Source organism: Rhodopila sp. (genome assembly GCF_035548095.1).
Lineage (GTDB): Bacteria > Pseudomonadota > Alphaproteobacteria > Acetobacterales > Acetobacteraceae > Rhodopila.
Window position 1 is genome coordinate 1 of the sequence record NZ_DASZUV010000008.1, and the last position, 12,183, is coordinate 12,183.

Annotated in this window: 8 protein-coding genes and 1 pseudogene; 1 reads left to right on the top strand and 8 read right to left on the bottom strand. The window is 61.6% G+C overall.

Annotated elements, in window-relative coordinates; translation table 11 throughout:
• A pseudogene (locus VHC04_RS08190) lies at positions 1-610 on the top strand (hypothetical protein); the annotation flags it as partial.
• 719 nt (positions 611-1,329) lie between these two features.
• Here the strand turns inward: VHC04_RS08190 and VHC04_RS08195 are convergent.
• The 8 genes from VHC04_RS08195 to VHC04_RS08230 all read right to left on the bottom strand — a co-directional run bounded on the left by VHC04_RS08195 (position 1,330) and on the right by VHC04_RS08230 (position 12,179).
• Positions 1,330-2,250, bottom strand: coding sequence for a hypothetical protein (locus tag VHC04_RS08195; RefSeq protein WP_325679913.1), 921 nt, complete (start codon positions 2,248-2,250; stop codon positions 1,330-1,332).
• Positions 2,250-3,626 carry a hypothetical protein gene (locus VHC04_RS08200; protein ID WP_325679915.1) on the bottom strand — a complete coding sequence of 459 codons (1,377 nt, stop codon included), beginning with the start codon at positions 3,624-3,626 and terminating at the stop codon, positions 2,250-2,252. Before VHC04_RS08200 ends, VHC04_RS08195 begins: the two co-directional genes overlap by 1 nt.
• On the bottom strand, positions 3,620-5,503 hold the full coding sequence (locus tag VHC04_RS08205; RefSeq protein ID WP_325679916.1) for an ATP-dependent helicase: 1,884 nt from the start codon (positions 5,501-5,503) through the stop codon (positions 3,620-3,622). The genes VHC04_RS08200 and VHC04_RS08205 overlap by 7 nt, the downstream gene beginning before the upstream one ends.
• A 2-nt stretch (positions 5,504-5,505) precedes the next feature.
• Positions 5,506-7,464, bottom strand: coding sequence for an ATP-dependent nuclease (locus VHC04_RS08210; RefSeq protein WP_325679918.1), 1,959 nt, complete (start codon positions 7,462-7,464; stop codon positions 5,506-5,508).
• Positions 7,465-8,320: 856 nt separating this feature from the next.
• Positions 8,321-9,598: a hypothetical protein gene (locus VHC04_RS08215; protein WP_325679920.1), complete on the bottom strand. Its 1,278-nt coding sequence runs from the start codon at positions 9,596-9,598 to the stop codon at positions 8,321-8,323.
• Complete coding sequence (locus tag VHC04_RS08220; RefSeq protein ID WP_325679922.1) at positions 9,595-9,945, bottom strand: hypothetical protein; 351 nt, start codon at positions 9,943-9,945, stop codon at positions 9,595-9,597. Before VHC04_RS08220 ends, VHC04_RS08215 begins: the two co-directional genes overlap by 4 nt.
• Positions 9,945-10,544 carry a hypothetical protein gene (locus VHC04_RS08225; protein WP_325679924.1) on the bottom strand — a complete coding sequence of 200 codons (600 nt, stop codon included), beginning with the start codon at positions 10,542-10,544 and terminating at the stop codon, positions 9,945-9,947. Before VHC04_RS08225 ends, VHC04_RS08220 begins: the two co-directional genes overlap by 1 nt.
• A 402-nt stretch (positions 10,545-10,946) precedes the next feature.
• Positions 10,947-12,179 carry a hypothetical protein gene (locus VHC04_RS08230; RefSeq protein ID WP_325680278.1) on the bottom strand — a complete coding sequence of 411 codons (1,233 nt, stop codon included), beginning with the start codon at positions 12,177-12,179 and terminating at the stop codon, positions 10,947-10,949.
• Positions 12,180-12,183: the final 4 nt, after the last annotated feature.

The following is a 12,183-nucleotide window of genomic DNA, read 5'->3' on the forward strand; positions in this document are numbered from 1 at the left end:
CAACTTCACCGCGGCGATGGCGGCTTCGAACTTGGCCCACTGGGCATCAGTCAAGACTTGCAACATCTACCCCTGCGAAAGCCGCAGAAAGACAGCACGTGCGCCGATTCGCCAAGTGATGAAATGCGAACAGGCCCTAGATCAGAGCTGGAGCGATGCAGCCTACTGGTTTCACGAGGGATTAGCGGAGCCCATCGACACCATCGCCATCACGAAATTCGAGACGGCGATAGAAGTGCTTCTCTCGGCTGAAAGTTCGAAGCAGAGCGCTAATCGCCTTCATCTGGCGTTTTCAGCGTTTTACGGCATGCCTCCTGACAGCTCCTACCCATCTGGAAGCTCGCGGACCGTTAAGGATTTAGTGAAAGCCATCGTAGAAAGTCGATCCCGTATTCTCCATGGGACATTGTCAACATTGACAGCGGACTCTCTAGCTACCGATGAGCATGGCGGAAGAAAGTTAGTCGAATTTTTATCGATGGACCTGCTAATAAGCTTCTCGTTGAGGCTTGATCAGTACGCAGTAGAAGGCGGAGTGAAGGATAACGTGGCAGCTTTTTTGCAGTTTGTTTCCGCGATGCGAGAAGCTGGCACAGCCCGCCAACCGTAACGCCTCCTTTTTATTTGCTGCCCGGTCAACGGCCGCTTCTGACGGTCTTGCCGAGTCAAGGGGGCGCCAGGAGCCTTGCCGCGCCGCCACAGCCGACACATGTCTTGCCGACCCGCTATCCGAGCGATCCGCCATGTCCCCGCGCGCGCCGCAGACGACCTCAGAGACAGCATTTGAAGCCTGGTGCAGTCATCCGGGCTTGGACTTCGTGCGCATGCGGGAAGCGCGAGCAACCGGCCAAAAGCGGCCAGACTATGCCCACTCGATTCTCTCAACGCATCGTAACGCGCTGATTTTTAAGCGCAAAATATTTCTTCTGACGGTCAAAGCCCGACCATCGAGCCGTCGAAATTTTTCGCTTATGATTTCAAAGGAAAATTCGCGCGCTTCGAATTCAGCGACGTTTCAGCGTCTATCGACAACGATCGGTCGATTTTTTACGCCATCGACTTTGTAGCGCATCATGCGCCGACAAAAGGAAAAGACCGTCAGCGTTCATAGCACAGCGCGTTCGTGCTCGCTATGCTCATCGCTCATTGAGCTTGATGGAAAGCGGGCAAGCGAATAGACAAACGCCTCTGGCTGCGGCGGTGTGGAAGGACACATGGCCAGCAAAGGTCCGAGATGGTGACGAGAAGGCAGCGGCGTAATGGCTCGGTGCGCTAAGCCCATCCACTAGCCGGTTTCGAGTCCGGTCCGCAGCACATCAAGGCGGCTTATCAAATCGGCGGCAGTGCAGCGCGAACCAACAAGTCGTTGAGGCGAGCCAGACACTCATGGCGACGACGTTCAAGATCGCATCTGAGACGATGATCCCGTACGTCGAGGTATCCGTGCCGTTGTTCTAGACGACCGTCCTTGATCCCGGCGACGAGCAACCCCCGCAGCTCGGTCAACTCATCGTCAAGGTCTCTCAGACCCGCTCTCCAAACCGGTTCCTCAAGATAGCGCCAACCGCCAACGGCCTTGCGGATTACGTGACGACTCTGACGGTCGACGAGCTCCCCCGTCCGAAGCGCCGCCTGAGTGTCCTTCAAAGCTTGCAGGAAATCATCGAAATGTTCCTGCCCGAGCGGATCAGTAAACGCAGGGCGATGGAAGGCCGTTGCGATTGTCTCGAGGATCAGGCGATCCTGGTCGTGTGCGTTCCGGATACCAATGATCTGGTCGTAGTATCTCTGCTGGAGATCTGAATACGCATTTAGCCACGTCACGTAGTCGTCCCAAAACCAGAGCTGCACCTGGAAGTGGCCTGCCGCTCGATGCTCCTCGTCGAGCAATCGGGCTTGGCGCTGTATCCCAGCGTCCCGCTTTGCCGTCGTCGCTAAGACCCAGACGTCGAGTTTCGGCCGAAACGCGAGCGCTTTGTCCGCTTCCAATCTGAGCAGCTTTCGGTCGATCGGTCCCCCGGGAAGAGGATTATTGTTCGCATCCAAGTCGTCGAGCCGCTTGCACTGCACGCCGATTGCGCCGGCGCGAGTTCTGGCGGCGTAGACATCGACCCCATTCTGGGCCTGTCCAGGCCGGCCGATCTTATCCGCCATCGCGATTCCATAAGCGAGTTCGACGACCGATTGGGTCAAATCCTCGAACTGCTGCCAATAAAGTGGCGGCTGGAAAAACTGAGTGACCTGCCCCATTAGCGAGATGTCTCCGATCGATCGAGCGGCGGCATCTCTCCGGTCGCTGCAGACACAACTCCGTGAAGCTGAAACAAGCGATCGAAGAAGCGTTCGATCAATGCTTGCGCTCCGGCGCCCACAAGTTCGTTCGCGCCAAACCGAAAAATCTCATAGCCCGCCAACCGTAAGTCGCGATCTGCGGACACCATCTCCGAATAAGCGGAAAGCGATGGCTTGTCGTTACGAGTAAAGTGATGCTGGCCGTCGACTTCGATCACTATCCTTGCGCTATTGGAGAGCAGCAGGAGGAAATCCATGCGCTGTCGCGGAAAGGACGCACGGTGCCTCAACGTTCGCACCACTGCCGGATCGTAATGTAGATAGACTTGGGGAATAAGCGCAGGCAGATTGGACTTCAGCATCGGTCGATAGCGGCGGAAGTAGGTGTCGAAGAGCCCCTGCTCGGCCAAAGAATCCAGCGAGGCACGCAGACGATGACCAAGCGATTTGGCCGCGTCGGCTTCATCCGGGTGCTGGTCACCCCACCAACCCACGAGCTCTGACCACAAAAGGCCATCTCTCCGTATCGGACGGTCGTAGATCAGGCAGTGCTCGGCGCCGGCCAGGATGACGACGTCGTTGTTGACAGCGTCGGCGAAGCCCAGCTCGGGCTTTGGCCCCGTCGAGGCGAAGATCAGGTTTTTTGGCGCACCCGCGACCCCTCGGTGAATGCGCGAAAGAGCATAGACCGGATAACCGGAGGCTTCGCCTGTCGTTTCAAGTTTGTAGCCGTCGCGCCGAAGTATCTCGTTCAGTTCACTGGCAAGGCGCTGGGCCTCAGGGCCTCGGCGCGCCAGCGGGTGCATCACCGCTTCGAGAAGTCGCGCAAAGCGCGAGCGCGAGCAGGTAAACGCGCCGAGCTCAGCGAACAGATGCTCGGCATCCCAGTCCATCGGATTGAGGATCATGTGCTGCACGATCTGCTGCGCGAGCGAGCGGCTGGAAAAGAAGCCGTCGCTCATGTTGTCGATCGGCCACAGCGGTTTGAGAACGTCGTCGATCGCACGTTCGCCGGCGAGATCGTACCCGAACAATTTCGCGATATCGCGCCGCGTGATCTCACTGATCGGCGAATCCCCTTCTTCAAGAACAAGGCATCCGGTTTCTTGCAGATCGAAATCGGCGAACCGTCGTCCAACGCGCTCGGCAATTGCACCAAGGGTTTTGCGGTCGACAATCTTAAGGCCGGCGAGCGCGCGATCTCGCTTTGAGGCTGCCTCGCCAACGCTGAAACCTACATCCTCGGCTACGCCAGGCAACGTTTCATGGGTGCATCGGTTCTTCAGCATCTCGGCAATGCGAAGCGCGAGCGCGTTGTTTCCCGGAGTCAACATGCCACCTCCGGCACGCCAGCCGCAGTCAGCAAGGCATAGAGGTCGGCGACGCGGGCGCGTTGGCCGCGCTCGCGGCAGAAGGTGAAGACTGCGCGCTGCTTGGCGCGCGACAACGCTACAAAGAAGGTCGCGATCCCTTCAGGATTGCCAGCGCTATGACTCCACCACATTGCATCGTCGAGACCGACGAAGACGATAGTGTCGTATTCCAGCCCCTTGCTCTTGTGGACGGTCATCAGCGGCACCTGATCGACACCCGCGAAGCGATCGAGGCAAGTCACCCAATCGGGGCTGCCGTCCGCACACGCAACGAGGTGCAGTCGAAAAGCTTCAAGCGCGATGGCGAGCGCTTCACCCGTCGCATATTCCGAAAAGGGCCTGGCAAGCGCGCGCGGATCGACGAAGCCGAGCACTTGATCAGCAAGCGCTTGCGCCGCTGCGGTCGAAGGCGGCGCTGCCGCCATGGTGGTGCGCAACCACCGCAAAAATGTGCTCAGACCTTCTTCCGCGCGCAGACAAGCCAGCTCGTCGTCAGGATCGACGTCGCGCAGCCGAAGCACTGCGTCCGACGCCACCTGCCATGACTCTGGCGCGCGACGGATAGCGCCAAGGCGCAGCAAGGCTTGCGCAATTCCGGCATAGGCGTCCACAAGGAGATCCTGCAGCGTAGTCCGCCCTAGCGCACGGCTTTCGTTCCGCAGGCGAAGGTTGAATGCCGCCAACGCAGGCGCAAGCTGCTCCTCGAACCGATCGGCGGTTTGCCGCACGAGGATCGCGTAATCGCGGGGCCGTGTGCCGCGAGAGGCCATGTCTTGCGCCAACCACCGCGCCAGGTGCTGCGCCTCCCCGGCCGCGGTGGGGCATGTCCAGACCTGAGCAACATCACCATCCACGCGTCGACCAGATTGGGCGACGGTTGGGATTGCGCCGGCGTCGAGCGCCTGCGCGACGACGTGCTGAATACGCACCAGATCGGGCGATGATCGGAAATTGAACAATAGCGGCACGCGCTGGGCGGCGAATTCCGCTTCGAAACGATCGAACGCATCGGTACGCGCGCCCGCCCAGACCATGATGCGCTGCTTGTCGTCGCCAACGGCGGTTACGGTGATGCGCGGTTCGCCAAAGGCGGAAAGTAGAAAGTCATACTGCGCGTGTGTCGTGTCCTGGAACTCGTCGACGAACACGAAGGGATAGGTCGCGTGCAAGGCGCGCGCGATTTGCGGTCGAGCGCGCAGGAGCAACTCCGCCAATCGGTTGAGCATGATGAATGTCAGGAGCGAGCGGCCGGGCCGGCGCAGCAGCTCGGTCCACCAGCGCTCGACCACAAACTCGATCGCCGTCGCAGGCGCCATCGCCTGAAGCGGCAAGCGAAAAGAGCCGACAATTTTGGATTCGAAGTCGGCCGGGCCGAAGCCGGCGATGGTCGCCTGCGACGGTTGAGGCGCGGCAAGGCGCGCGCGTATCAGGAAATCTTCCACCTGGCGGCGTTTGGGGAAGTCGATCTCATAGGGCTTGGTCGGGCGCCAGTCGACTGGAAGCGCCAGCAAGAAGCGGTCGACAAGGCTCTTGGTGAACGCGTCGAAGGTCATCGACACGAACCGATCGGCTTGTGCGCGGTCGCAACGCTCGCGCACACGGGTTGCGAGGTTTTCGGCGGCGTCCGTCTTGAAGGAGATAGCCAAAACGCGGTGGGGCGCTGGACACGTGCCGGTTTCCAGAAGGTACGCGGCGCGTTGCGCCAAAAACTCGGTCTTGCCAGCGCCGGGGCCCGCAACCACGCACGTATTTCCCTGACGGCGGAGAACATGCCACGCGTTGGGCTCGAGATCAGCGATGCCACGTGGCCGCCACGCATTCGTTGCGACGAGCGGCATTGTTACCTCACCGGCGCGACGCCGAGCGCGGCGATGACATGATTTAGAAGTGCTCTCAGTTCTTCCGGGATGCCGGCTTTCAGGGTTTCCGTATCGAGTCGGGCCAGAACGCGCACATGGGTGCTGGGCTTGCCGCGGCCCAGAAAGAGATATCGATACCAAAGCAGCACCGCATCATATTGCGGATCGTAAAGCGCGGGCAGACCTTCATCGCCGAGCACCGCCGGCCGCGGCTCACCTGCGCGCGGTCCGCGCATACCGGGCTCGAGTTGCTGGTAGGCCGTAAAAAACGCCGTGAGCATGGAATAATCGAGATCAAGTGGCGCAGAGAAAAAGACGCCGAAGGGCCGAAGCGCATTGATCGATTGCAGCAAGCTTGCGGTGTCACGCGGATCGCGCGCTGCGATTTGGGCAAGGCGCGCCGCAATCTCGGCAGCCCCGAGTTCGGCTCCGAACACTTCGGTTGCGGTCCGCCCAACCGCCAGCAACTGCTCGCAGGTCGTCTTGATCCGGCCCCAACCACCGCCGTCGCGCCCCCAATCGAGATCCAGGAGCGTGGCGTAGGGTATCGCGAGCTCGCTCAGCAATTGCCAGAGATGATTCACATGGCGGCCGCCCAGCGGCACCATCGCGACGAACGACCGATCGATCGGAAGGTCCAGCGCCTCCGCGAGGCGCGGCAATACCACCTCTTCCGACGCTCCCTCACCGAGAATGACGAACCGCGCGAAATAGAGTTCGGGATACGTGCGGACAGCTTCCCGCACGAACTTGGCGGCGTCTTCGTCATTCTCGGGTAGCCGAATTCCTCTGACGCGCGCGGTTCGATCGGCGGGCTCAAGCCGGAAGTGCCGGACCTGGCCGGGATCGACGCGGGCGAGGATGCTCGCCGAATGACTCGAGATGAAAGCCTGCGCCCTCCCCGCAGCGGTCAGTTCCTCGATCTGGCGCACGATGCGCGACAGATAGAAGGGCGCGAGATTATTCTCGGGTTCTTCGACCGCTATGAGGGTCAGCGCCGGCAACGGGATGCTACCGGCCTGGAAAGCAGCGCCGGCAGAGCCATCGGCGATCCGCCCCTCAACGTCGAGGGTCGCCGCGGTCATCGCGAGATGGAACAGCGAACGCTGGCCGTCGCTCAGATCCTCCAGCCCGCGATCGCGTCCTTCCTCGTCCGGATGAAATACGACCTCAACCTTGCGGATGAACTCTTGGAAACGAAGATCAACAGGCCGGAATACCGGCTTTGTGTCTGTGCCGGCGCTGTGGACCTGCTGCCAGCGCCACTCCACAGCCTTGGAAACCAAATCGACGGCGGCCTCGTTGCCAAACGCGCCGTTGAGGCGTCCACCTGCGTCCAGGAAGACGTCCTTCATACCCTGCGACCAGGTAATCGCGCGCCACAGGCGACCGCGTAAAAAAGCGCTTACCTGCGAGGAGCCGTCCCGACTCGCTGGGACGTAGATCATCTGGATGCGGGCGCGATCAGTCGGTCGCAGGTCCGAGCGATCCCCATCCTCGAAATTGCCGAGCGCGCGGATGGCCTGATATTTCTGTTCGATCACGCCCTCGAGCGAACCGTCATCCGTCCAGCGGCCCTCAAGTCTCAGCCGGCATTTCAGCCGCCCGTCTTCCTCGCAGGCCATTTGGTGAAAGAACTCTGGCACCGCAGCAGCGTGGCCGTCTGCGCCGTCGAGTTCCGGAAAAGACAAGATTGCCTCGACCACGAACTCGCGCTCGAGCGGCGCTCCCGCTTCAGCGCTGGGCACATGAAAATCTTGCCGGCGCAATCGTCGATGCTCCGGCGTGACACCGAACAGCCTCAGCATCGCCTGCATCACCGCAGTCTTGCCCGAACCGTTGACGCCCACGAACGCGGTGAGACCACGCGCCATATCGATCGTCGTCGTCTGTGGTCCGAAACACCGGAAATTCGTCAGAAGAAGTCGTTCGAGATACATAAGTAATCCACAAATTTTGGAGCCGACCGGCGATCCATTACTTGCCAGAAGCGCACAATCAGGAGGCGAGGAACGCCTTCCTCTGCTATCAAGGCGGTTCGGAACCGCGTACCCGGCCAGGATGACCCCTCGCCGGCGCTGTTGGGCGAGACCGGGGGCAATGGAACCGGAAGGAGAGAAACCAGAGGAGACGGTGATCGGCGACTTCGATGCCGCCGACGAACTGCTTTTTGCAGCCGAGAGCGGCGATTTGCCCGGTCTGGGGGCCATTCGCGTGCAACGGTCGGGGCAGATCGGGCCCTTGGTCGAACTGGTGCGCGCGCGGCTGCGATACCCCGAAGCCTTCGCATCCGTGGTTCTCGAAGCGCCGTTCGTCGCGACAATTGAGGCCGCGCTCGATCGTGACATGGTGACCGGCACCGAAAAGAACGCGCCGGCGGGCGTCTTTCCACTTCAGCGGCTCGGCGCAGATGGCGAACGATCGGACCTTTGGCAGCTTTGGGCGAGCCGAGCCGATCAGGCTGCTCTCGCCGCTGGCTTCCCAGCGCAGATCGCGGCCGAAATTGTCGGCGCGCTCGGCGAGCTCCAAGACAATGTCTTCCGCCACAGCGATGCGGCGCGCACAGGCATTGTTGCGTTTGCCGCGCGGCCGGGCGCGTTCGAAGTCGTCGTCAGCGATAACGGCATCGGCGTGCTCGCGAGCCTGCGCTCGCATGCGGACTATACAGGCATCGAGGACGCCGGCACGGCCTTGAAGGTCGCGGTGGCCGACGGCGAGTCCCGCTTCGGCCGCGACTGCGGCTGCGGCTTCGGTATGGGACAGATGTTCCGCGCGCTGGCCAACCATGACGGCGATCTACGTTTCCGCAGCGATGATCACGCGCTTGAGGTCCGCGGGCATAGCCCGAGCCTCCAAGGTCGCGTCCAGCTCCGCCAGAAAGCTCCCCTGCCCGGGTTGACCGTCAGCGTGCTGTGCCGACCGACGAGCGTTCCGGGCCGGACGCTCTGACTGCGCCGTTGGCGCGAAGTCAGAGAGCAACAGCGCCGTGCGCTTGGTGGCGATGTTGTGGGCGAGCAGATCGTCGATTGGCGCCCCTCTGGGGGTCGCTATCCGCGGCCAACGCAGGCGGCCAGCCTCGGTGAATTCCGCCCGGCGGCGCTTGAGAGTGCGGGCGAAGGCATCGGTCTCGATCAGAATGACGTGGCCAAAGTGACGCTTGAGGCGGCGGAGAACCTGGGCGCCCCCGCGCACCACGAGCGTGAGCGGGCGTTCCGCTGCGTCGGCGATCCGGCACAGACGATCGACGTGCCAATCGATCCGGCTCGGCACGCCAGCGCCGGTGCGGAACTCGAAGGCGACGATCTCGACTTCCGAGCGCTCCCGCACGAAACGCATCCAGCGGGCATAGTCTTGGTCAGTCCGTGCGTTGAGGTGCAGCGCCGCCGGAATCCCGGCTGTCATCAACTCTGCCCAGCCGAGCGCGATGCGCTTCATGCTGTGCAAATTGTCAGGCCGCGGCACGTTCAAGAACAGGCTGAAATTCGGCACGGTCACCAGCGCAATCCCAAGATCGCGCAGCGTCGACATGATCAACGCGCGATCGGCAAACGCCCACCAAGCCTCGAGCTTGATGTCCCGATCGACGCCCGAGGCGATCACTGTCGCGGTTTCGGGGATGCGGAAGCGCTCGGCGAGCTCGGCACGGGTGCGAACATGCGGCTGGCCGCTTCGCATGTGGAATAGCTCATACAAGGGAACGGCGACAGCCGATTCTTTCAGGACCGATTTGCGGCTGTATTTGTGCCCGATGAGCGGGATGACCGACGGCAGCTCCAGCGTCAGAAGAGCGTCGACCCGAGGCGTCGACTCGAGCTCAAAGCCGCCGATCTCAAGATAGCGCTCGAAGAACTGGTCGGGCTTGTTGCGGCACACGGAGTCACAGGCAGCGCGGTCCTCGCACGAGCAGAAATCGTTGCAGTCGAACACGCCAGCATCGGTGTGAAGGCCTCCGCAGGTCTCGAAGTCCGGGCAACCGCCGCAGCCAAGCGACGGCGCATAGAGCGCGGCGTCGTCGCGAAGCCGATGGGACGGCTTGAAATCGCGTGTGGGCTCCTGCGGGGCGCGACGGGTCATTTGAGTTTGATCTCCGCAGTCGCTCCGAGAATTCCTACACGCTCCACGACGGCCGGAGCCATGCCCTGTCGCGCGTCAACGGCGGCTCGCACGGAGGGTGGCGCGTTGGTGATACTCGCCACCTGCCGAAGCCCGTCGAACACGACCAGATCCGTCCCCTTCGACTGGATCAGCACCGTGGCGCCCTGACATGCCGCTCCCTTCGTGGTGAGCTTCGCCGTGAGCGTGCGGCTCTCCTCCGACGTGCTGACATCCATCAGGCTCGGCGCCCTGATGCGGTCGATGCCCCTCGCCCAACGCTTAGTGTAGGGCTTGCCGCTAGCATTCCGGATGAATTCGATTCCCATCACGCGACCTCCAAGACAGGTGCAAAGGTTTTGGTTTTCCCCGATCGGCGTTCGATCAGAAGACCGCGCGCGGCCAGATTGGATAAGCGGTTGTTCCAGGCCGTCGGCGCCAGGCTCTCTTGGCTCTGCGCCGCAAGGCTCGGCGCGCTCGCCGTACCCAGGCGCGCCACGAGATCGAAGGTCGAGCGGTGCGCCTCGTCGAGCTCCCCCAGAATCTTGGGGTCGCGCACCTCGCCCGTCGGCGTCAGGTGGCAGACCCACATCGCATCCTTTCGATGCCGCAGAAAAAATTCGAGCTCTTCGGTCACCGCCGGCGAGGCATTGGCGATGACCGGGTAGAGTCCCGGCAAGGTGGCGCGCGCATAATCGCGGAAAGCGATCACACCCTCGCGCAGGAAGGAGGCGGTCGCGACGGTGACGCCATCGAAGTCCAAATAGACGGGCTCCGGTTCGGCCGGCGGACGCGCGGCGGCGACCAGCTTTCCGAGAAGCTGACGGCCGGCTTGCACCCCGCTGAGCACTGGCTGGCCACCGGCCAGAACAACAATCGACAACTTCACTTTTCCATCCTCATTGAGTTCAGTGAAGATGGAGAGCACGCCGCCTGTTGTCAAGGGCCGCCGATTTTATCCCAATTTTCCCCAGCGCCGGCCAAAGACGAAAAGCTGGGTGACCGACGGTGATATGTTGTTAACCTTTCGGTTCTCTAAGAAATGTAAGCTTCGTGCTACACAATCGTCCAATCTGTAGAGCGACGGTGCCAAATTCTCACCCCACGCCCCGGCCGCCGTTCGGAGGGGCCCTGCGCAAGTTCGGCGCCGACATCCACGACGCCCGCCGGCGTCGGCGGCTGCCGATGCGGCCGTGGCCGAGCGTGCCTTTACGTCCGCTCGACCCTGCAAAGAGTCGCGGCTGGCGACACAGCCGGTTTCGGGCCCGGTCCGCAGCCCCACTTTGCTTTGGTTTTTGGACTAACCAGCCAGCGAGCCCATGTCATTCGCCTAGTACCATCTCGAAGGCGTAAAGGCATGATCATCGTCGTCGCCGAACAAATGCTCGGCCGCGAACCGATCCTCTATCGCCTGAGCAGAAAGACGCGCTTCACGCCTTGCCAAATGATCCCGTGCCCAGGAGAGGAACTCCAAGAGGCGCGGTGTCGGTTCGGTCGGGACTTCTGTGGTGAGCATGGCCATGAGCCGGCGCAGCCGACCGAGCTCGTCGAGTTCCGCCAAGATTGCCTCAAGTCCAGCAATTCGACGATCCTCGATATGCTTGGCACGCTCTACGAGTTCGCGCCGGCGTCGCTCTTCATCCCTTCTCCGCTCCTCGGCTTCCCTTTTTAGGCGTTGCTCTGTCTTTGCGGCGGCTAGGACCGCGAGTCCCACGCCGATCTCGCTCGCCATGTTCTCGAGCCGTTGGATCTTGGCGTCGCGGAAGCTGCGACGAGGTGCCGTGCCTCCTCCGAACACATAGACCTGCTCAAACTCGAACGAGAGCTGACCTGTCGGGTGGTAGTCCCATTCGGGAAATTGCGGCCTATCGAAGAATGCTGAATCCCAGCCGTTGCGCCGTGTCACTAGGTCACGCTTATGTTGCCAGGCCTCTTCCTTGGCGCGCTCAGCATCCGTCAGCACATGCTTTTCGCGCTTGACCAGCTCAGAGATCGAAAAGCCGATCACTTCGGTCTCAGATTTGAAGTGAGCTGAACCCTCACCGCCCACAAGCTGAAATCCCTGCAATGAAGCCGTCTGTACAATCCGCGGCAGGATAACTGCGAGGCGATCGACAGATCGCGGTGCGACCTCGCACTTGATGAGCCCACCTTCGCTGACGGCGATCAAGCCGATATCGGATGGTTTCTCCTTTCTGAGCTTGGCGATGGTGCGATCCGCAATCGGGTGCGGCGGTACAGCTACGTTGTCGTCGCCTTCGGATGCCACAATGCGTGCCTGTTCGCGTGCGGCCGCGAGATTGGTGGATTCACGACCGAAATCACCATCAGTAATCGTGATCCTGTCAGGAGCGCCGGGCTTTGCTTCCGGCAGCGGTATTTGCGTTACCTTCTTTCCAGCCGCCTTCTTCGCCCACCACCCGAGCGGCGGGTTCGGAATGCCATGCTTTCTGCAGATCTTGTGGAGGGCGACATCGGAGATGGCGAACTCTTTCGCGAGGTGCGTCATCGGCTTGGACCAGACGAGCTCGTAAAATTGCTCCCGCGTGAATACTCGAGCCACTGAT

Bases quoted from the DNA above. Each gene is read 5' to 3' on its own strand.
- VHC04_RS08215 (WP_325679920.1), bottom strand. From the start codon at position 9,598: ATGACCCGTCGCGCCCCGCAGGAGCCCACACGCGATTTCAAGCCGTCC.
- VHC04_RS08195 (WP_325679913.1), bottom strand. From the start codon at position 2,250: ATGGGGCAGGTCACTCAGTTTTTCCAGCCGCCACTTTATTGGCAGCAG.
- VHC04_RS08200 (WP_325679915.1), bottom strand. From the start codon at position 3,626: ATGTTGACTCCGGGAAACAACGCGCTCGCGCTTCGCATTGCCGAGATG.
- VHC04_RS08210 (WP_325679918.1), bottom strand. From the start codon at position 7,464: ATGTATCTCGAACGACTTCTTCTGACGAATTTCCGGTGTTTCGGACCA.
- VHC04_RS08205 (WP_325679916.1), bottom strand. From the start codon at position 5,503: ATGCCGCTCGTCGCAACGAATGCGTGGCGGCCACGTGGCATCGCTGAT.
- VHC04_RS08220 (WP_325679922.1), bottom strand. From the start codon at position 9,945: ATGGGAATCGAATTCATCCGGAATGCTAGCGGCAAGCCCTACACTAAG.